General features: G+C 45.0%; 21 protein-coding genes and 1 tRNA gene. 7 read left to right on the top strand and 15 right to left on the bottom strand.

The window, feature by feature from the left end:
• Nucleotides 1–42: 42 nt before the first annotated feature.
• On the top strand, nt 43–318 hold the full coding sequence (locus Q1A23_RS12845) for a hypothetical protein (RefSeq protein WP_299823947.1): 276 nt from the start codon (nt 43–45) through the stop codon (nt 316–318).
• A gap of 79 nt (nt 319–397) precedes the next feature.
• On the opposite strand, the gene Q1A23_RS12840 is transcribed toward Q1A23_RS12845, so the two are convergent.
• The 5 genes from Q1A23_RS12840 to Q1A23_RS12820 form a co-directional block, all read right to left on the bottom strand.
• A complete protein-coding gene (locus tag Q1A23_RS12840) occupies nt 398–1,309 on the bottom strand; it encodes a YihY/virulence factor BrkB family protein (protein WP_299823946.1) in 912 nt (303 codons plus the stop codon).
• A 179-nt stretch (nt 1,310–1,488) separates the two neighbouring features.
• Nucleotides 1,489–2,364 carry a universal stress protein gene (locus Q1A23_RS12835; RefSeq protein ID WP_299823944.1) on the bottom strand — a complete coding sequence of 292 codons (876 nt, stop codon included), beginning with the start codon at nt 2,362–2,364 and terminating at the stop codon, nt 1,489–1,491.
• On the bottom strand, nt 2,361–4,025 hold the full coding sequence (locus tag Q1A23_RS12830; RefSeq protein WP_299823943.1) for a BCCT family transporter: 1,665 nt from the start codon (nt 4,023–4,025) through the stop codon (nt 2,361–2,363). Before Q1A23_RS12830 ends, Q1A23_RS12835 begins: the two co-directional genes overlap by 4 nt.
• A gap of 18 nt (nt 4,026–4,043) precedes the next feature.
• On the bottom strand, nt 4,044–5,201 hold the full coding sequence (locus tag Q1A23_RS12825) for a hypothetical protein (protein ID WP_299823942.1): 1,158 nt from the start codon (nt 5,199–5,201) through the stop codon (nt 4,044–4,046).
• A gap of 214 nt (nt 5,202–5,415) precedes the next feature.
• Entirely contained in the window at nt 5,416–7,614 is a 2,199-nt protein-coding gene (locus tag Q1A23_RS12820; protein WP_299823940.1) for a M3 family metallopeptidase, read from the bottom strand.
• Between the two features lie 257 nt (nt 7,615–7,871).
• On the opposite strand from Q1A23_RS12820, the gene Q1A23_RS12815 reads away from it, so the two are divergent.
• The 3 genes from Q1A23_RS12815 (at nt 7,872) to Q1A23_RS12805 (ending at nt 9,115) form a co-directional block, all read left to right on the top strand.
• Entirely contained in the window at nt 7,872–8,111 is a 240-nt protein-coding gene (locus tag Q1A23_RS12815; protein WP_299823938.1) for a hypothetical protein, read from the top strand.
• A 76-nt stretch (nt 8,112–8,187) separates the two neighbouring features.
• Complete coding sequence (locus tag Q1A23_RS12810; protein WP_299823936.1) at nt 8,188–8,439, top strand: hypothetical protein; 252 nt, start codon at nt 8,188–8,190, stop codon at nt 8,437–8,439.
• A 217-nt stretch (nt 8,440–8,656) separates the two neighbouring features.
• Complete coding sequence (locus Q1A23_RS12805; RefSeq protein ID WP_299823934.1) at nt 8,657–9,115, top strand: hypothetical protein; 459 nt, start codon at nt 8,657–8,659, stop codon at nt 9,113–9,115.
• A gap of 100 nt (nt 9,116–9,215) precedes the next feature.
• Here the strand turns inward: Q1A23_RS12805 and Q1A23_RS12800 are convergent, their stop codons facing one another.
• Complete coding sequence (locus Q1A23_RS12800) at nt 9,216–10,961, bottom strand: T9SS type A sorting domain-containing protein (RefSeq protein ID WP_299823932.1); 1,746 nt, start codon at nt 10,959–10,961, stop codon at nt 9,216–9,218.
• A 207-nt stretch (nt 10,962–11,168) separates the two neighbouring features.
• On the opposite strand from Q1A23_RS12800, the gene Q1A23_RS12795 reads away from it, so the two are divergent.
• Both Q1A23_RS12795 and Q1A23_RS12790 read left to right on the top strand, forming a co-directional pair.
• A complete protein-coding gene (locus tag Q1A23_RS12795; RefSeq protein WP_299823930.1) occupies nt 11,169–11,471 on the top strand; it encodes a hypothetical protein in 303 nt (100 codons plus the stop codon).
• A 350-nt stretch (nt 11,472–11,821) separates the two neighbouring features.
• Nucleotides 11,822–12,748, top strand: coding sequence for a lytic transglycosylase domain-containing protein (locus tag Q1A23_RS12790; RefSeq protein ID WP_299823929.1), 927 nt, complete (start codon nt 11,822–11,824; stop codon nt 12,746–12,748).
• A gap of 98 nt (nt 12,749–12,846) precedes the next feature.
• Here the strand turns inward: Q1A23_RS12790 and Q1A23_RS12785 are convergent, their stop codons facing one another.
• Complete coding sequence (locus Q1A23_RS12785; protein ID WP_299823928.1) at nt 12,847–13,428, bottom strand: PAS domain S-box protein; 582 nt, start codon at nt 13,426–13,428, stop codon at nt 12,847–12,849.
• Nucleotides 13,429–13,536: 108 nt separating this feature from the next.
• Entirely contained in the window at nt 13,537–13,707 is a 171-nt protein-coding gene (locus Q1A23_RS12780) for a hypothetical protein (RefSeq protein ID WP_299823927.1), read from the bottom strand.
• Between the two features lie 24 nt (nt 13,708–13,731).
• Here Q1A23_RS12780 and Q1A23_RS12775 point away from each other — a divergent pair, with 24 nt between their 5' ends.
• Nucleotides 13,732–13,992 carry a hypothetical protein gene (locus tag Q1A23_RS12775; protein ID WP_299823925.1) on the top strand — a complete coding sequence of 87 codons (261 nt, stop codon included), beginning with the start codon at nt 13,732–13,734 and terminating at the stop codon, nt 13,990–13,992.
• Between the two features lie 166 nt (nt 13,993–14,158).
• On the opposite strand, the gene Q1A23_RS12770 is transcribed toward Q1A23_RS12775, so the two are convergent.
• The 7 genes from Q1A23_RS12770 to hemA all read right to left on the bottom strand — a co-directional run bounded on the left by Q1A23_RS12770 (nt 14,159) and on the right by hemA (nt 18,917).
• Nucleotides 14,159–14,773 (bottom strand): hypothetical protein, encoded by a 615-nt coding sequence (locus Q1A23_RS12770; RefSeq protein WP_299823923.1) that lies wholly within the window; start codon nt 14,771–14,773, stop codon nt 14,159–14,161.
• A gap of 101 nt (nt 14,774–14,874) precedes the next feature.
• On the bottom strand, nt 14,875–15,456 hold the full coding sequence (locus Q1A23_RS12765; RefSeq protein ID WP_299823921.1) for a hypothetical protein: 582 nt from the start codon (nt 15,454–15,456) through the stop codon (nt 14,875–14,877).
• A 72-nt stretch (nt 15,457–15,528) separates the two neighbouring features.
• Nucleotides 15,529–16,002 (bottom strand): DUF4262 domain-containing protein, encoded by a 474-nt coding sequence (locus Q1A23_RS12760; RefSeq protein WP_299823919.1) that lies wholly within the window; start codon nt 16,000–16,002, stop codon nt 15,529–15,531.
• Between the two features lie 297 nt (nt 16,003–16,299).
• A tRNA-Leu gene (locus tag Q1A23_RS12755) sits at nt 16,300–16,383 on the bottom strand.
• A gap of 11 nt (nt 16,384–16,394) precedes the next feature.
• Nucleotides 16,395–16,976 carry a Fe-S protein assembly co-chaperone HscB gene (gene hscB, locus Q1A23_RS12750; RefSeq protein WP_299823917.1) on the bottom strand — a complete coding sequence of 194 codons (582 nt, stop codon included), beginning with the start codon at nt 16,974–16,976 and terminating at the stop codon, nt 16,395–16,397.
• Nucleotides 16,977–17,131: 155 nt separating this feature from the next.
• Nucleotides 17,132–17,650, bottom strand: a complete 519-nt coding sequence (locus Q1A23_RS12745) for an ankyrin repeat domain-containing protein (RefSeq protein WP_299823915.1) — start codon at nt 17,648–17,650, stop codon at nt 17,132–17,134.
• A 25-nt stretch (nt 17,651–17,675) separates the two neighbouring features.
• Nucleotides 17,676–18,917, bottom strand: a complete 1,242-nt coding sequence (gene hemA / locus Q1A23_RS12740; protein ID WP_299823913.1) for a glutamyl-tRNA reductase — start codon at nt 18,915–18,917, stop codon at nt 17,676–17,678.
• Between the last annotated feature and the right edge of the window lie 46 nt (nt 18,918–18,963).

Below are 18,963 nucleotides of genomic sequence, written 5' to 3'. Positions count from 1 at the left end.
TTCTATCTAAACGTATTCTAAAACCTAAAAATAGAAATAACTATGGACGCAAATGAGTTAAAAAGAAAGGCAGATTCGATGAACCCACAAAAAGAAGAAGGTCCTGTAGCCGCAGCAATAGAAGAGTATACCGCCCGCATACCATCTGATGTGTATCTTTGGGCTGCTCTAGGCTCTATGGCGGTTTCTGCCACACTTAAAGTATTGAGAAAAGATGAGGAAGCACTATTTGTAGGACAATGGGCTCCGTCTTTCCTGCTGCTTGGTGTTTACAACAAGCTGGTAAAACAACTTGGTAAGGACAAATATAGAAGTTAGCAGGTTACTCTAAATACCTATAAACCAGAAGAGGAAGCTAAGTAGCTTCCTCTTCTGGTTTATAGGTATTCGATACGCATCAAGAGTGAACTTCGTGTTCGTTTACCCGCTTGTATTTTACTGCTATCTCGGTGGGTGCTACGTCGCGGTTATGGTGGCTGGCATATGCTTTTGTCACTTCGGCTCCCAGCATCAGGATCACCGCTGAATAAAACACCCAAAGCAACAGAACAACCAAAGAGCCTGCTGTGGCATAGATGCCTGCTACCTTCACATTCTCAAGTATAAGGTTTATGACTTCTTTGCCAATCAGGAAAAGAACAGAAGTGATTATACCCCCGGCTAATGCATTTTTCCAGCTGATTTTAGCATCAGGAAGCACCTTGTGTATAGCTGTGAAGAAGACCAGCATCATCAGGATGTTAAAAGCGGTGTTAATGGTGCGGATTGCCGGGCTAAGGTACTCCTCAAACAGATCGTGGAGTTGCTCGCTGAAAATGCTTAGTATCATATCTAAAAGTATGCTGGAGATAAAGAAGAACCCGAGGCTGGCTACAATCAGGAGGGTTAGTATCCGGTGTTTAAGTAGGGTGAGGTATTTTACATCGTTTTTAACTTTAACCTGCCACACCGAGTTAAGGGCTTTCTGAACAATAAAGAAGATAATTGTGGCGCTTTTGATTATTACCGCCAGGCCTACCACAATGCCCCAGAAGCTTACAGGAATATCTGTTATATTGGCTAACACTTCGTTTACCTGCCGGGCGGCATCTTTACTTATCAGCTCTTTTATGTGCTGCACAATTTCGCCTTGCACCTCATCCTCCGAAAAAAAGAAAGACCCTATAAAAGAAAGAAAAATAAGTATGGCCGGTAACGAGAAAATAGTGAAAAAGGCTATCGCCGCACTATATACGATCGGTTCGCCCTGCTGAAAGTTGTTTTTAGAATCTTTCAGGATTTGCCAGCTGGATTTGAGAAATGTGTTCAAGTATAACGCGTTGTATTTTGCCTGTTTATAAGCATACAAAACGCGCCGGTGCCACAGAGGTTTATACTTTTTACTTTGGATTAAGCATAATTAGTGACACTACCTTTTTTACCTCAGTGCCTTTAAGTTGCCAAGGGGTTAGGTTTTACTTTACAACAGCTTTAACACCAGGTAACTAATTACTTGATCACATCCTCTGAGTATACCAGCCACAACGGCACATTTATATCGGTGTTATACATTTCGGTGGGTACGCTGCCAAGGCTAAGCGACGGGAGTGGGTTGTTTCCCTTCAGGCCGAGCACCAAGAGGTTGTGCCTGCCTTTCTCCAGTTGCAGGGCAATGCGCTCTGCTATACTTTTGTTTGCGGCACGCACCAAGGTATAAGGAACATCCGCAATCTCCTGGTGTCTTTTCTGTAGATCAGCGAACTTTCCACGCACCACTTCTTCGGCCTTTTTTACAGCCTTCTCCTCCGATATCAGCGGGAAAAACTGAGTTGGAAGCCGGTATACGTGCATAATCTCCAGCTGCAGCCCCAACTGGTCGGATAAGGATTTGCTGAGCCTTAAGGCATGAACGGAAGTATCAGAGAAATCTATCGGTACTAAAACCTTCTGAATGTTGAAGCTAGCTGTCTCCGGAAATACCAGCACGCTGCACGGCAGTATACGCAGCAGTTTGGTACCCAGGGACCCGGTGCTTTTATCACTCATCTTTTTACCTAGCAGCGTCAGCTTCACCTTATACCGTTTCACGAGGTCGGCAAGTATAACTTCGGTGTTTGGCTCTTCGCTTACCAGTATTTCGTGGTCGCAGGCTCCGGTAAATTGCTCTGCCACAATGTCGGCAATGTTGGCCTCTACTTCTTTACTAAGGTCCACATCCCCCAGCATCTCCCGGAAGTCCTCGCCCAGCTCATACAGCTTGATGTTGTGCACGAAGTATACTTTCCGGACCTCCAGGCGTTCGCAAATGGAACGGGCAAAGGCAACCAGTTTCTCATCAATGTCGCTCAGGTCTAAGCAAACCATCATGGCTTCTATCGAAATCATAGCTTTGTAGGGTTAGGAGGTGTATTTATGTTACTTTTATTTGGCGTTGTTCCGGCATCCTGCTTTTGCGCGCGTTTCGCCAGCATTTCGGCTACTAATTGCTGGTATGCCTTGCGCTGTTGTGCCTTGCCTAACTTGGTTTCTTCCTCGGCTTCCTCGCTTAAGCCCCGGTACAGGCTGAAACACATCAGCAGAAGTATAATGGCGAAGGGCAGGCCCGTAATAATAACGGCCGTCTGAAGTGCCTGTAAGCCGCCGCCCAGTAATAATACAGCTGCAATGGCGCCACCTGCCAACGCCCAGAAAACACGAATGCCAACTGACGGATCCAGTTTACCGCCCGATGTGAGGCTGACCACTACCAGCGAACCGGAGTCGGAAGAGGTTACGAAGAAGCCGGCTACAAGTATAACTCCAATCACGGAGAGTACCGTTGAAAATGGCAGCTGCTCAAAAAATACAAACAAGGCTGTAGACATGTCGGCGGCCACGGCCTCGGCAATGGTAGGGTCTCCTGCAAGCGTCTCGCGCAGGGCGGTGCTGCCGAAGGCGGTCATCCAAAGGAAGGAGAGGAGCGAAGGGGCAATGAGCACGCCAAGTATAAATTCTTTTATGGTTCGCCCTTTAGATACCCGCGCAATAAAAATGCCTACAAACGGAGCCCAGGATATCCACCAGGCCCAGTAGAACACCGTCCAGCCGCCTTGCCAGTTTCGGGTAGAGTAGGCCTCGTTCCAAAACGAAAGCTGCATGAAATTACCAATGTAAGAGCCGGTGTTCTGCACATAAGAGCCAAGTATAAAAACAGTTGGGCCCAGCACCAGCACAGCTACAAGTATAAACAGAGCAATGCGTATGTTCCACTCACTCAGGATGCGCACGCCTTTGTCTACACCTGTTACTACTGAGATGGTGGCAATGCCTGTGATCACAACAATAAGTATGATCTGTGTCGTGATGTCGTTCACGATGGCAGGGAACACATGGTTTAAGCCAGCCGCAACCTGTTGCACACCCAGGCCTAGGGAGGTTGCCAGGCCAAAAAGGGTTGCAATTACTGCCAGAATATCGATCACATGCCCCACCACACCATGGATGCGCTCACCCAGAAAAGGGTAAAAGGCTGAGCGTACAGTAAGAGGCAACTGCCGGTTGTAAGTGAAATAGGCCATTGCCAGCGCTACCAGCGCGTATATGGCCCAGGCATGAAGTCCCCAATGCAGAAACGTGAAGTTCATGGCTTGACGGGCGGCGGCGGGTGTATTGGGCTCACCCAAAGGAGGGGTCTGAAAATGGTTTAGCGGCTCTGCAATACTCCAGAAAAGTAACCCTATGCCCATACCGGCACTAAACAGCATGGCAAACCAGGCAGAGGTACTGAACTCAGGCTTCGCATGCTGGCCTCCCAACCTTATTTTTCCGAAACGGCTGAAAGCCATGTAGAAGCAGAATACGACAAAAATGTTTACACTAAGTATAAACAGCCAACCCATGTTAGACGTAACGGCCGCCTGGGTTGCGCTGAAGAAAGCTTCAGCATCTTCTCTGAAAATTAGCACCAGGGCTATACTTATCACCAGAAACACAATAGAGGACCAGAAAACCGGCCCATTCACGTCTAAGCCAAACGATTTCTTTGTGTCATTTTTTACTTTACTCATGCATCCTGTTTTATAACGTTAGAAATAATAGCCCATGTTAATGTTAAAGCGCATGTGCCATTTAGTTGTACCTGGCGTGCCTGTGGCAAAAGCGTTTGTCCACTCTGGGCCCAGCCAGGGGTGGTTGTAACCCAAAGCTGCATCGGTATAGATATACATGGGGCCGGCTGTGAAAAGGGCTCCGAGAACATTCATGTGTGCATTTTCAGAGCCATGCTGCCGTTTGTTGTAGTAGCCATAGTTGTTATAAATGTCTATGGCTTGCAGCAGGCGGGTATCCACAGGGATATGGTATGCGATGCCTGCCGTATAAATCTCTCCTTTGTTGGCAACATTGTAGTTAGAGCCATAAGCGCCCATCTCAACATAGCCTAGGTCGGTACCGGGGGCATACTTCGGGTTGATGCGGTAGAGCATAGCCTGCAGCTTTAAATTCCAGGGGCTGTGGGCTGCCTGATGCTCGTAATGCACCGCGCCTGCGTAGCGAGTGCCGTTCTGCTCGGTGTCGATGTTGTAGAGCAGCCCGCCCTGCAGCGATATGCCCAGTTTATGCGCCAGGCTATCGCCCAGTCGCCTTACAACTTTAAAATCAAGCTGGTTGTTTTCTTTGTTGCGGCCTGTTACGTCGTAGGAGTAGCGGTTGGGGCTTGGTTCTGCCAATCCAAACACAAACTCCTCGGCACTTTTGTAGTATGCTGCCTGCCATTGCCAGCGGCCGGAGTCGTGGATATACTTTACACCCATGTCGTGGTCATCTTCAAAGCCCACATAATAGGTGATGTTAAAGAACCAGTTGTTGGAGTTGTACTGCTGAATGCCAAAAGGCACCTGGTTAAGGCCGACCTGAAGCTGAGAGCGTTCTGAAAAATCGTATTGGAACCATCCCTGTTTCAGAAAGCCGCCCCCAAAGGCCTGCGAGTAGTGGCGAAACTCTGCATTTAGTTTGATTCCGCGATATTCAGCTTCAGCGTTGATACGGAACAGGTCGAAACCAAAATCCCCGCCGCGCTCCAGTTGGTCCTCTTTCCAGGTGGAGAGGTTGTAGTTAAAGCGTACTGCCCCTCCCAATTTAAGGTATGGCTTTTCTTCGGGTTTATCCTCCGGATATTGCGCGTGGCAGATGGTACTGATCAGGAGAAAAATCCAAAGTAAGCCGTGTGGTAAAGTTATCTTCAATAGCTCCAGTCGTTAGTTTGATATATTGTACTACTAAAGACGAAGCGAACTTGTAAAAGTTATGCCACACAAGCGCCAAGGAGGTAGGGGCACGGCTTTCCGAAGCAAACACGTTCTAAAAACAAGAAGCCCCACAGATTACATGGTCTGCGGGGCTTCTGTTATACTTCATACTTACTGCCTAAAACAAATGCATCAGCAGCACACGGGGGAGTTATTTCTTCGACTGCGGCTTCGGAACCGGGAAACCGCGGTCACGCATCAACGCATCAATCTTGGCGTCTCGGCCACGGAATTTACGGTATGCCTCGGCAGGGTCCATGGAGTTGCGCGGTGCAAACAGGTACTTAACTAATTTGTCTGCTACTTGCTTATCATAAAACCCGCCTGGTGCTTCTGCAAAGGCTTCTGCTGCGTCAGATGTAAGCACATCAGCCCACAGGTAACCATAGTAACCCGTAGCGTAACCCTCGCCAGAGAATACGTGTCCGAAATGCGGAGAGCGGTGACGCATCACAATCTCTTTTGGCATGTTCATTTTAGCAAGTGTTTCACGCTCGAACTTGGCCGGGTCCAGGTTGTTAGGATCAGCCAGGTGGAAGTGCATGTCCATCAAAGCAGATGCCAGGAACTCGGTAGTGGCAAAGCCTTGGTTAAAGGTAGAGGCTTTCTCAATCTTGGCTACTAATTCCTTAGGCATTGGCTTGCCTGTTTTGTAGTGCTTCAGAAACTGGTTAATCACTTTATCAGTAGATAACCAGCGCTCCAGCAACTGCGACTGGAACTCAGTATAATCGCGTACGCCGCTGTTTAAGGTTGGATACTTTACGTTAGATGCCAGGAAGTGCAGCGCGTGGCCAAACTCATGGAAAAACGTCTCCGCATCGTCCCAGGATACCAGCACCGGCTCGCCTGGGGCAGGCTTCACAAAGTTCGAGTTGTTTGATGACAATACAGTTTCTTTGCCGTCGAAAGTAGTGTGGGCGCGGTAAGTAGTAGCCCATGCCCCGGAGCGCTTACCCTGGCGTGCAAACGGATCAAGGTACCACAGGCCGATATGCTCGCCTGTTGTCTTGTCTGTTACTTCCCATACTTTCACATCCTCATGAAAAACAGGCACAGAGCCTTCGGCTACCGGCGTGAACTTAAAGTTGAACAGCTCACCGGCAGTATAGAAAATTGCCTGTGTCAGGTTGCCCAGCTCCAGGTACTGCTTCACCTCATCAGAGTTCAGGTCATACTTTTCCTGGCGCACTTTTTCGGCGTAGTAGCGGTAGTCCCAGGGCGCTATGGTAATCTTAGTCTTGCTTGTTTTGTTGGCTACCTGCTGCATATCGGCCACTTCTTCTTTGGCTCTGGCAATGGCAGCAGGCCATACGGCATTCATCAACTCCATGGCAGCCTCAGGGGTTTTGGCCATGCGGTTCTGCAAACGCCATTGGGCAAAATTGTCGTAGCCCATTAGCTGCACACGCTCTTTGCGCAGTTTAAGGATGTCTACAATATGCTGTTTATTATCGTTTGCGTCGTTGTTGTCGGCACGGGAGTAGTAGTTTTTCCATACTTTCTCACGCAGCGCGCGCTCATCCGAATAGGTCAGGAACTGGTCCATGGAAGAACGGGTGTTGGTTATGGCATACTTGCCTTCCTGGCCACGGTCAGCGGCTGCTTTGGCCGATGCCTTCACAAATGACTCCGGCAGACCTCCCAGTTGCTCCTTGGTAAGGTATACTACATACTTTTCTTCGTCGGCCAGTATGTTGTTAGAGAACTTCGTGTAAAGCGAAGAAAGCTCTTTGTTTATTTCGGCGTAGCGTTTTTTTGCTTCCGGGCTCAGGTCTGCACCCTCCATGGCAAAGTTTTCATACACCAGTTGCACCACACGCTGCTGGTCAGCAGGTAGTGGATTTTTCTGGGTATTGTCGTACACCGTTTTGATGCGCTGGAACAGCTTTTCGTTCTGCGAAATCTTAGAGTTGAATTCAGAGATTTTCGGAGCCATCTCAGCCTGAATGGCTCTAAACTCTGGTGTGGATACATTGCTGCCCCAAATACCGTAGTAAGTGAACACACGGCCTAGTTCTTCGCCGGCTCTTTCCATTGCCACTATGGTATTCTCGAAAGTTGCTGGCTGCGTGTTGTTGGCGATTGCCTCTATCTCGGCAAGGTTCAGGGCCATGCCTTTTTCTAATGCTGGCTTCAGGTCGGCCAGGTTCATCTTATCAAATGCTGGCACGCCACCGTAAGGCCCGGTCCATTCTTTAAGCAGCGGGTTTGTTTCTGTTTGCTTCTGCTCCATGGCTGTTGGCGTTTGCTGCGACTGCTCCTGTTTCTGTACAGAAGTACAACTCGCTAAAGCTAGTAATGCCAGCAAACCTGATTTTTTACTGGCTGTTATAAGTTGCTTTTGCATATAATTTTTAGTGGATTTAAAGTAGCCTTCACCAGGCCTGGTCTTATAAATTTAACAACAAGGTACGAAATATCCTGGTTTTATGCCGGTTTAAGTGTTTCTGGCAGCTCTGCTTCGTTTTAAGCTTAAGTATACTTGCTGATGCCCAGGCACTTGATCTGATATGGACAAAATTGGGATAGAGGGACGGAATACAAAATAATTAATCTGAAATTTGAAATTTACGTAGAATGTATTGTACCCACAAAGTATAAGCCATGCATACAACCGTTTTTAGTTTTGGAGAAGGCAGCCCGTTTATTAACAGCAGACGGCCTGTAAAAATGGAAATACAGGACAGGCTAATGTGGCAGGCAATACGTCTTGCCAAGCCAGGAAACAAGGTTTTTAAAGATGGATTAGTGATTTATACCCCGCTTCCTGCTTACCTGGATAAGCCTACTACCCTGGAAGTATACTGGGACTTTAAGATTCCTGAGGAGTCAGAAAGCCATTAAAAGTACTCCTGCCAGAATAGCATAACATAGCCTGTACCGGGTAACTGTTTTATTTTTTGCCTTCGTATACAATTGCATGAACCTCGAATTTTTCAACACCCACTCGCATGCAGCAAGATTAGAGATAATTTGGCAGCATGGCACCTTCTTAGCACATCGGGGTAGGAGGGGATATCGAATTGCACTCTATGACCTGGGTAATTTTTTTGCTGAAATATGGACCAACCCTTATACAGATTATGTAAGTATGGTAAGAGGTTATAAGAGCAAAAAAGCCCTGGAGCCATACTTAGCCGAGATCAACATTGAAAGTATGATGGAGTGGTAAGGGCTTTGTTTTGTTGCCAACACACGCATTATAAATTGATGCCCACATGTTACTGCCCAACAACATCTGTAGTATAGTATAGTATAGTATAGTATAGTATAGTATAGTATAGTATAGTATAGTATAGTATAGTATAGCGTATTGTATTGCTTTTGCGAAAGCTATACGTATACTTGCCATAGAAACAGTATCGGCAATAACATAAACACTACCCTACATGGACGCACAAAGTACGCGTAACAAACAAACCATACAGCACCTGTATAATACCATACTCCCTGCACTCGCGCAGCATATAAACCAGAATATAACCCCTGTTACAGCCTTGTTCAATGATTTTGGGCTGGAGCGCCTGGTTGACACCTGGACCAAAGACCCTACAGCAGCCGAAGCGGAAGAAGTAAGTATAGAAAATGGCAATGTACAGCAGTTAGGTTTGAAGCTACGCCTCGAGGGTTTTAAAAGAGCTGGAGCCGGCGCGTTTGACCTTACCAAAGACTTGATTTTTAAACTGGAACGCAACTGCTATACAGTAGGCCCCGATAAAAATACCAACTGGCTTGAGAAAGAATACAGCCAACGCTGGGAAACATCAGAGTATGAAACGATAGCAGCGCGTTGGAGTGAAGAATTAGTTGACGCCATCACAGAAAGAATACAAAGTATAACCGGCTAGTATAAATTTATACTTTAAATAGCAGCCCGTGCAGCACCTGTTTGCATGGGCTGTTTTTTTCTATGTTAACCAACTTGTATAGCCGTTGTTACTGAGCTTGCTACTCACGGAACACCTTCAGGACTTGCTGTTGTGTTTCGGTTTTTACTGTTAAAAAATAAAGACCTTTTGCAAGTGTAACATCAGAAAGCTTGATGAGATTATCTCCGACACTTAGCTTTGTGTTTTGAGCGTACAGTAAATCCCCGTGCACATTATACAGTATAAGGGAAGCCTTCTCAGCCACAGGTGCTACTAGTTGTACCTGCAGTTGATTTTTGAACGGGTTTGGAAATGCCTGAACCTGCAGTTCCTCCTCCATAGCAGATGGATTTACAGCTCTGACAGGGCTTAAGGTTTCATCGCCGGTATTATCGACTTGCCTTAGCCTGTAGTATACTTGGTCGGTGTGGCGGCGGGATATATACTTATCTGTAAAACTGTAGCTACTTTTAGCGTATGTAGTGCCATTTCCAGGAACAGAACCAATGGTAGTGAAGTTTGCTCCATCTGCACTTGCCTCAATCACAAAATACGCATTGTTTTCTTCTGATGCAGTTGCCCATTGCAGTACCGCATCATGTTTCTTCTTAAGAACTGTAAAACTCATAAGCTCTACAGGTAACGTAGCAGCCGGAGTTCTTGCTAATACTCCTACAGCTTGGCTGCTATTGGAAGCAAGAATAACTACCTCTCCGTTAAAGTTATGTTTGGTGCTGGTTACGTTATTGTATGATCCTGCTATTAAAGTACGCTGTATGCCAAAGGAGATTTGAGAAGTGCTGGATTCTTTATAGTATATGTTTCCGCCACCGTCTTGTTCCGTGTACACAACTCTAACTACAGCATTAAACTCATCAAGTATAACGATACCCCTGGTGCCGGCCCTGGATACATCGTATAAATTATCCCAACTGCCGGAAGGCCGCCGCACAAGCAGGGCAATTTCTGGATAGCTGCTATTATCATATCCTGTTTTAACGGCACAATATAAGGTGCCGTTGCTAGCTATGGCTAAGTTCACATGGTCGTCAGCCATACCTATACCAATATTTAAAGCAGATTGCGAAGCGGGTACCTCATTGGCAGTCCAGGAGGTTGGGGCCTCACCATCAATATGCGTTCTAAAGCCAAAGCGTTTCGTATTCTGGTCAGACCAGAATACTCCTATTTTTCCTGGCATGGCAATAATAGCGCATAAATCATCTTTATTCACATCCGTGGCCAAGGCGTGCCGCTGGCTCCAGGTAGTATAGGGGTGATCGCTCCAGCGCACAAAAATATTATCGGTCTCTTTACCATCATAACCTTCCTCGTCATCGTCATCATCTCCGTTAAAGGCAATCCACATGCGTCCTGTTCCGTCTATATCCAGGGTGGCTGTTTCTGTATCATCGTCAAGTGGGATTGTAACAGCAGAGGGGCTGGATTGCCATGCCTTGTAACTTCCTGATTCGTGGTCATAAGCAAGAGATACTAACTGAGCGGTTCCTCCTTGTTGGAGCAGGATGTGAGCAACGCCATCAACTACTTTACAATCAGCTTTTGAATCTGTTTTAGCAGACAACCTGTAGACATTTCTCCAATTTTTCCCATCAAGTTGCCATAAGTGGGTGCCGCTGGAGTTCGGCAGCACAGCCCAATGCTTTCCAGCGTATGTCCATACTTTAGATTGTGGTTTTTCGCCGGTGCTGGCAGAAGATATTGTTATAGCATCTAATGGTTCTACAGATGTAAAGCCTGGCTGAGAAGCTACGTTATAGCTCAAGAATATTGTAAGGGTAAATACAAGTAGAGTTCTTAACATGGCGTGGTACTATAAGCGTAAAAATTATAATATAGATAGCTGTATTATAATAATTGTTATAACGAATATTCATATATTTTGTTTTTGCATAATTTTTCTAACACGGGTTCTTGATTTTTTTAGGCAATTAATCTATAAATAGAAGCTAGCTGGAGATTTCAGCTGTTGTTATAGATTCTGATGCCTGTACCAGATATATTTGCAGCCATGAATCATATTGATCTTAGCGCATACTACAGGCTTTATTCTTTTTCGGATTATAGAAGTATGAAAGCTGCTTTGCCCTACATGCAGCGCGTTGTGCTTGCAAAAGGATTGATGGAAATAGAGGAAGCTGAGATTAGAAATTATCTGTGGCGGATAAAAGGAAAAGGGTACAAAAACTACCTTGGCTCCTTAAGCCGCCAGGAACCGAAATATGCAGCCATGCAGTCTCTAATAACTGCGCTGCAGCTACTCTACAAAAGCAATGGCTACTCGGCCAGGTATATCGTTATCGAAAGGCGGTAAGCTAGCCAGGTAAGATTACCCGCTTTAATTTATGTTGTATACTTCAATCGGTTTCCTGATTTGTCTGGTAATACGAACAACATGCTTGATCAACTTTTATAGGCTTAGCAGGTGCTTTACGCTAACAACAGGTGTACCTGGAACTAAAATACGCTAAAGCCAGGCCCCTGGTGCTTAACCTGAAAGTTGTTGCATGCAATGTATGCAGTTGCTGCCGTGGCCGTTATTAACTAGAAAAATCACATAGTTTACCTGCTCTAGTGATTCCTCTTTTGATGGTTAGGTGTTTTTTCTCTATCTTAAAAAATAAGTTTTGATAAGTACAGTTTACATATAGGAGGGAGAAAGCCATGTTACAGCAGTTTTGGAAATACGTTTGGGTAACACTAATTATTTTGGTGGCACTACAGTTGTGCAGCCAGCAGCAGATAATGCCAGCTGGTGACGTAGACGTAGCTGCAGAGAATGACAGCGCGCTGAAACCGGTTTTCAGTCCGCCAGCTGTGCCCAGTTCTCTTAGTTTTGCAGGTGAGCCGGTGCCGCTTCATGTGCCGGATGTGGCAGAGCGGCTGGATCGCGAACTGCTTGTGAACTCCTATCTGCATGCCACTACGCTTTTAGGCCTGAAGCGCATGCAACGCTACATGCCAGAAATAAAGGCCCTGCTAAAGGAAAACAACATACCTGAGGATTTTGTATACCTGGCGCTGGCAGAAAGTCTGTTTGGGCAAGTTACCTCTCCGGCGGGTGCTGCTGGTTTCTGGCAGCTGATGCCGGATACTGCCCGTGGTTATGGCTTGATTGTAAACGGAGAGGTTGATGAACGTTTCCATGTGCGTAAAGCCACGCTTGCCGCCGTGCAATACCTTAAAAGAGCCAGGGAGCGTTTTGGTTCCTGGACAAATGCCGCTGCCTCGTACAACAGGGGGATGGCTGGCCTTGGCCGTGCACTAGAGCGCCAAGGGGTAAATTCTTACTACGACCTCTACCTAAACGACGAAACCTCGCGCTACATGTTCCGCATACTTGCGCTTATAGAAGTACTGGGCAACCCGAAAAAGTATAACTTTGACCTGCCCGCTGAGCATGGCTATCAACCGCTGCCTTCCCGTTCGGTTAAGGTTACCGCTACTATTGCTGACCTGCCTGCTTTTGCCTTGCAAAAAGGTACCAACTATAAAACCCTGCGCCTGTACAACCCCTGGATAAAAGACTACAGCTTAACGGTGCCTCAAGGCAAGGAGTTTGAACTGAAGCTGCCTCAGGAGACGATGTAAACTAAGGTTTATACTTTGTTCTTAAATTTTACTAGTTGCTTAACTGTTAAATCAAAGCATAAGCCTTAAACTATATTAAAGCAGAGCCTGCCGTACTATTAGCTCATATCCTGTTTTGCTGCGGCTTCTTTAATAACAGCATCCAATTGCTGGCTGCTGTCAATAAGCATCTTGCATATATTCCGAAGGTTCTGGTCTAAATCCATGCGCTCTAGTATTTTAGCAAGGCCCATAATGTTGGCTAGAGGTCTTCTTACTACATGCGACTGGTAAAATGTAATCTCTTTCAATAGTGATTGAGCATCCTTGAGTTGCTCTTGGTAAGCAGTATAATCTGTAATGTCATAGCCTAGGCAGAATACGCCTGCGGGGTTTCCGTGCTCATCCAGCATTGCTTTATACTCCCATTGTGTAATAAGGTACCCTCCTTTGCCATCGTGTTTGCGAATAGTGGCTGGAAAGGTGCTATCTGGATAAGTGAAGCATTTGGCGGAAACCTCCTCGCATACTTTCGTGTCATCTGGGTGCATGGTAATCTCGTAAGGCTGCCCCACAACAGACCCGTAAATATGCTCAAAGGCTTTGCTATAGCAGGTATACCTTCCCTCCATGTTTGTAATAATGATGTAGTAGAAGGTAGAGTTCTCCAGCAGCTTTTTCGTTTCTTCAAAATCAGTCATTCAACAAAAATATAAGAACTTATAAAGTTTTGTAGTTATAACAAAGATTATTATAACTGTATAAGCTGCCAACAAAGTATCTTTCTTCTTCCCCGACTCCACAAACGCCTAACACTCGTCACGCTCACTTTTGTAAATGAGGTTAATGATCAGCAAGCTATTAAGGTGCTCAGGAAGTTTATTGATAACACGAAGAAGAGAAGTAAGGATTTTCGATATCTCTGGGTTGCTGAACGACAAACTGAAAACAGGATCTTCTCTGATAACATTCTGTTCCATATGATCACTAATAAGTGCTAGGATATGCAAAAGACCTCGAATTATTGGCTTGATCTGCAACGTAGGAACGGCATTGTTCCGAGAGGTGAAAGTTTTAAAGCATCTTCTACTTTTGATGCGAAGAAAGTAGACACGAAGAACCTTTCAATGATGAAACTTAACAAACTTTTAAATCTTCGCATTATTAAAAGTAGGGGCTGTGGTGGGAAAAGAGATGAGTTTTCTTTTGGAGAGCTATCAGATGAGCAACAAGTGCATTGGGTAAAATCAGGAATAATAGATTAAATAGATTACTTTCTGATACGTTCTACCTGTAATGAATGCTCAGCTATCTTTAAGGAGGATGAACATTAATGAAAATGCCAGAGGGTTTTCTCTGGCTGTCTTGTTTTTTAAGTATTTAACGTATTTGGCTAAACGGCGGCGGAGGCCGTCGGGCGAAGACTGACGTTTAGGTTTTGTTAGTGGTGGTTCTTTTTTTCAGACTTTTTAATCTATTCCATTCCTCTGGAGTTTCAAGACATAAATTGTCAACCATCTGCAAATAACTAATCTTTCCATTGACGTAATATTCTAACAGGACCTCTTGAAATAGCGCCAGTTGACAAGCTTCAAATTTTTGAAATCGAATTTTTCTTTGTGAAGAGTCATTCAAATAAACTATAAGCCAGTTTTTTGTCCCATTGGAAAGGCCATTTTCAAGAGAAAACCTATTAGGTTCAAAAAGGCCCAGCCAATCCGATCCTTTAAATTCAATTTTTTCAACCTTGTCGATTGGTATTATTTCTTCTTGAATTCTAATACTGTCTTTCAAAAAATGTATTTCTCCACTTAATTTGCCATAAAGAGGCTTGTATTTACCAAGAGAAAATAACTTGATGACCATTCCACATATAAAACAAAATAAAGCTAGATAAACTACCCCATCAAAAATAGCCGTGTTATGGTCGAATCCAAACTCTTGAAGAATAAAGCTTAAAAACAGTAATAGTACTACTGTAGAATATATGATAAATGTGCGGCTTGGGTAAAACTTGTCTGGATGATATATTTCAAGCTTCTCCATATTTTATATTTGAGAATTACTACTAACGTGCTGGTGCAGCCGATGGGCGAGGCGGAGCCGAGCATAAAGGCTGAACTTTGTTGTAGCTCGTAATTTTTCTTTTACATCCCATCTTCTCGGCCAGATAGCCAACTTTTATATTTAGTTTTAAGCCTATCACGTTTTTCCTTCGAGTCAACAATCACATCAACTCCACCATCATAAGGCGCAATAATACATTTTCTTGCAGGGCAGACGAACATTGCTCTAATTTCATCATCAGCAATGGCTTTTAGAATTTCGTTTCTACTATCCTTTTTCCATATTTCAGTTTTTACGAAAATGTCAAAGTACATTACATCTTCATATTCTTCAGGCCGTTCTTTGTGTAGGTCAATCGTTAAGACTTTTTGAAATTCTGAAAAGTCTGTCAGTTCTTTGTAGTTTTCATTAGTTATATCGTCTGTGTAAAGCCCAAATGAAATAGCTATTTCTTCTCCTTCTCCTATTAGGTCTTCAAACAATTTCCTTTGTCTGTCAAGTATGATTTTATACTCGTCTTCTGAATCAGCATATCTTTTGGATTCGGGCAGACTGTGAATTCTAAACCATCGGTCCTGATATATCCATTTTAGTTCGTGATTAATAGGATGTGCTTCAGGATATTCTTTGTTCCAATAGTCTATGAAGTCTTTTTCTTTCATTTTTATGTGCTACAACGTACTTGGCCATAAGGCGGCATAGCTGGCTTATGGGTGTGGTTAGCCACTATATTTTTACTTGATGATGGTACTATTGATTTCACCCAATAATGGTTGGATAGAATTTAGGTCTTCTGGCCAATTATCTTCCCAAGGGTATACCCCACTCACAGTAGGATAAACACATTGCAGCACAGGAAAATCATTGCTTTCATAAAATCTGCTTGCCTGACCAAAGTATTCATCATAGTATTTCGCTTCTACGTCTAGCATTAGGCACTCAAAATCATCTAATATATCAGAGTAAAACTGTCCACCCTTGTATGTTTTGCCTTCTTTGATGTCAAAGGCGATATTGTTGATTAGGATATGGGCTAGTTCTCTTTTGAGACCAATCATTATTATTTCTGGATGCTGATAATTGTGAAATAGCCCTACTGAGTAAGAAAAGTTAGGCCCTTTTTCATCTTCTAAAACATGTATAACATGCAGCCCATGTTCCTTAATGTCTGAAAGCTGTTTTTCATACCCTGTCTTCTCTTTATTCATGTTTTTATAATTACTTATACTGGCTAACTACTGTGTAAACGTCATCGTGACGTTTATCTGCACTATGTGCGGAGTAAAACATACTGTTTATTGTCGTTTTTAGCAGATAACCGTAACTGCATTAACGAATATACTATATATGCTTTAGAATATATAAGCTTATAAGGTATTCTACTTTTAATTTTCTAAATGATATTTCTTAAATATAACATTTAAGAATCATTTAAAGAAGATAAATCCCTCTAAAACAAAAAAGCCCTGTAAATGCTTGATTTACAGGGCTTTTTTGTTTTAGAGTACCCAGAGCCGGAGTCGAACCGGCACGAGTGTAACCTCATTGGTGTTTGAGACCAACGCGTCTACCAATTCCGCCATCTGGGCATGTTCCTCTGTCAGGAACGAGATGCAAACTTAGATAATGTTTCCTGAATACGCAACAAATATTTTTTCTTCAGATAGTATGTTTTTACCTGCTCTAGGGCCTCTTCTTTGGTAACTCCGTGTAAGTCAGGGTATCGCTGCAGTACAGGTAAAATGTCGGCATCTAAAGAAGCCATGGCGCCTGTGCTTTTTTCACCAATTTCATGCAGTTTGGCAGCATCGAAGTCAAACTCCAGTTCCATCAGTTCCTCATTCAGCTCCATCATCTCCATCAAAAAATCGCCAGGAAGCTCGTTTTTGCCTTCTTCCAGCATGCCGTGTTCTTTTAGAATGTACTGCATCCGCAGGTCCGGGTCGGAGAGGGTGCGGTAAGCGTTGGTGTTTTGAGTGCTCAGCTGTAAAATTTCCTGCTGCTTTTCCTGCGGCTCGTTGGCGTAAAAGTCTGGGTGATATTCACGGCTAAACTTGTAGTACGTGTTCTTTAGCGCCTTTTCGTCAAGTATAAAACTTTCTGGTATACTATAAAACTCGAAGTAGTTGCTCATCAACGTAAGGTTTTGAATTTCGTGAGCCATACATAAGAAGCGGCTCATACTTAACAAAGGTACATTAAAAAGAAGAGCTTTGTTGTACGAAAGCCTTTCTAGTGGCTGCCTTTACTTTAAAGGGGGCTTACTGCCAACTACAAAATATAAAATCCACACCGGAGCGTGGGTTTTACAGCATGTACTGCGATCTATATAAAATGCTACTTCAGTAGCGTGATTCCGGCTGTGTTGCCTTGTTGCGTAGCCAGATCCAGGGCGGTAAGGCCACGCTGGTCTTTTATCGTTTTATCGGCACCGTTTTTTAGAAGTACCTGCAGCATATCGTTGCGGCCAAACATGCTGGCAAACATAAGTGCGGTGCCGCCATTGCCGCTTTGCAGGTTTACATTGGCCCCTTTGCTGATGAGTAGCTCGGCAATTGCAGGGTAGCCTTTAAAAGCAGCACCCATCAAGGCTGTATTGCCAGATGCATCCTGTTGGTCTGCGTTTGCGCCAGCCTCCAGAAGTATGGCCGCAGCTTCCTGGTGTCCACCATAAACAGCTAGTATTAAAGGTGTAAAACCACGTGGGTCGGTAGCATTTACATCAGCTTTATTTTGCAGGTGTTGTTTAATGGCAACTACATCGCCGGCACGTGCCGCAGCTAAAAGGTTATCAGACTGGGCAAAAAGCGCTGCTGGTATAAAAAGAAATAAAATGTGTAGAAGAAATGATTTCATGGTAAAGTGTAAGTATAAATGGTTCTTAATTATCCTGTGAAGTATAAAACAGCTCCCCGACTGCCTGCAGCAACTGTTGCCGCGATGTACCTTCCGATGCTCTTAGTGCCCCAGCCGGACGGCGTATCAGCCTGTCTAGCGCAGCTTTGGTGATGGCATGTGCCGTATCAGGCTGCTCGGGGTTAGGGTATTTCTGAAACTCGCTGCTTAGTACATCTGCAAAAAAAGCTTTCAACGCGTTAATAGCCTTGGCAACGGGCAGGTCCTGGAGCCACCCAGCGAACAATACCGCCTCTTCAGCGATGATGTTCTCTACAGCTGCTATGGCAGCCTGGCGTGTGGCAAGTACAGCCTGTGTGCGGCTACTGATCTGATCAATATTAATCAATGTGGTATGGGCCAACTGCCCTGCTGCCGGGGCTATGCCCTGCGGAACAGAGAGGTCCAATAGCACACGCTTTGCCTGTGCCTGCCCAAACTGTTCAGGCTGCAGTTGGTCACCTCCTCCTACACAGCTCACCACCACATCATATTCCTGTAGCTGCAGCAAATAATGCTCGTAAGGTACGTGTTGCACGTTCAGCTCCTGGGCAAGCTTAGCAGCTTTGGCGTTGGTGCGGTTGGTTAGGGTGATAGCTGCAAAGCCAAACGAAGCAGCATAACGGGCAATGTCTGTGCCCATCTGGCCGGTGCCGATAATGAGCATGCGTTTAGTCGGAAACTCTTTTCTTGGGAAAAAATCAGTCAGGCGCTCCAGGGCAGCATATCCCACAGAGGCAGCACCTGCCCTGAAATCGGTTTCGTTGTGTACGCGCTTATGTGTTCTGAAAAGCGTTTGCAGCGCCTGGTGCAGCAAAGGGCTGCCCATCTTCAGGTTATTCGTTAGCTTATAGCTGTCCTTAAACTGGGTGATGATCTGCCTGTCGCCGGTAACTTGGGAGCGCATGCCTAAGCCTACCTCCAGCAGGTAGTGCAGGGTACTTTCGCTGTGGCTGTAGTGGGTAAAGCGTGGTGCAAAGGCTGCTGTGTTTTCTATGCCTTTAAAAAGCAGCAGTTTTTCCTGTATCATGCCGGGAGTGGCATGCTTTGTTTCATAGTATACTTCGGTGCGGTTGCAGGTTGTTACTACCATGGCCCCCTCTATCAACTGCGCTTGCTTAAGCTCCTGCATAAAGGCTGCGGCTTCTTCTTTGCTCAGCTGTAGCGCCTGTCGCCACTCCAGCATGGCTGTTTGGTGGGAGATAGAGATAACCTGTAAAGCACTCATGGAAATAGAAAGTATAAAGTGTAACTGGGTTTTGTTTGCAGTAGCG

The sequence above is a fragment of the uncultured Pontibacter sp. genome (assembly GCF_947492645.1).
In the GTDB taxonomy this organism is placed as follows: Bacteria; Bacteroidota; Bacteroidia; order Cytophagales; family Hymenobacteraceae; genus Pontibacter.
Note: the sequence above shows the minus strand (reverse complement) of the source record. Positions and strands in the feature narration are given on the sequence as shown.

Excerpts from the sequence above, each read along its gene's own strand:
- Q1A23_RS12845 (WP_299823947.1), top strand. The coding sequence starts at position 43 with ATGGACGCAAATGAGTTAAAAAGAAAGGCAGATTCGATGAACCCACAA.
- Q1A23_RS12835 (WP_299823944.1), bottom strand. The coding sequence starts at position 2,364 with ATGATTTCGATAGAAGCCATGATGGTTTGCTTAGACCTGAGCGACATT.
- Q1A23_RS12830 (WP_299823943.1), bottom strand. The coding sequence starts at position 4,025 with ATGAGTAAAGTAAAAAATGACACAAAGAAATCGTTTGGCTTAGACGTG.
- Q1A23_RS12820 (WP_299823940.1), bottom strand. The coding sequence starts at position 7,614 with ATGCAAAAGCAACTTATAACAGCCAGTAAAAAATCAGGTTTGCTGGCA.
- Q1A23_RS12815 (WP_299823938.1), top strand. The coding sequence starts at position 7,872 with ATGCATACAACCGTTTTTAGTTTTGGAGAAGGCAGCCCGTTTATTAAC.
- Q1A23_RS12810 (WP_299823936.1), top strand. The coding sequence starts at position 8,188 with ATGAACCTCGAATTTTTCAACACCCACTCGCATGCAGCAAGATTAGAG.
- Q1A23_RS12805 (WP_299823934.1), top strand. The coding sequence starts at position 8,657 with ATGGACGCACAAAGTACGCGTAACAAACAAACCATACAGCACCTGTAT.
- Q1A23_RS12800 (WP_299823932.1), bottom strand. The coding sequence starts at position 10,961 with ATGTTAAGAACTCTACTTGTATTTACCCTTACAATATTCTTGAGCTAT.
- Q1A23_RS12795 (WP_299823930.1), top strand. The coding sequence starts at position 11,169 with ATGAATCATATTGATCTTAGCGCATACTACAGGCTTTATTCTTTTTCG.
- Q1A23_RS12790 (WP_299823929.1), top strand. The coding sequence starts at position 11,822 with ATGTTACAGCAGTTTTGGAAATACGTTTGGGTAACACTAATTATTTTG.
- Q1A23_RS12785 (WP_299823928.1), bottom strand. The coding sequence starts at position 13,428 with ATGACTGATTTTGAAGAAACGAAAAAGCTGCTGGAGAACTCTACCTTC.
- Q1A23_RS12780 (WP_299823927.1), bottom strand. The coding sequence starts at position 13,707 with ATGGAACAGAATGTTATCAGAGAAGATCCTGTTTTCAGTTTGTCGTTC.
- Q1A23_RS12775 (WP_299823925.1), top strand. The coding sequence starts at position 13,732 with ATGCAAAAGACCTCGAATTATTGGCTTGATCTGCAACGTAGGAACGGC.
- Q1A23_RS12770 (WP_299823923.1), bottom strand. The coding sequence starts at position 14,773 with ATGGAGAAGCTTGAAATATATCATCCAGACAAGTTTTACCCAAGCCGC.
- Q1A23_RS12765 (WP_299823921.1), bottom strand. The coding sequence starts at position 15,456 with ATGAAAGAAAAAGACTTCATAGACTATTGGAACAAAGAATATCCTGAA.
- Q1A23_RS12760 (WP_299823919.1), bottom strand. The coding sequence starts at position 16,002 with ATGAATAAAGAGAAGACAGGGTATGAAAAACAGCTTTCAGACATTAAG.
- hscB (WP_299823917.1), bottom strand. The coding sequence starts at position 16,976 with ATGAGCCGCTTCTTATGTATGGCTCACGAAATTCAAAACCTTACGTTG.
- Q1A23_RS12745 (WP_299823915.1), bottom strand. The coding sequence starts at position 17,650 with ATGAAATCATTTCTTCTACACATTTTATTTCTTTTTATACCAGCAGCG.
- hemA (WP_299823913.1), bottom strand. The coding sequence starts at position 18,917 with ATGAGTGCTTTACAGGTTATCTCTATCTCCCACCAAACAGCCATGCTG.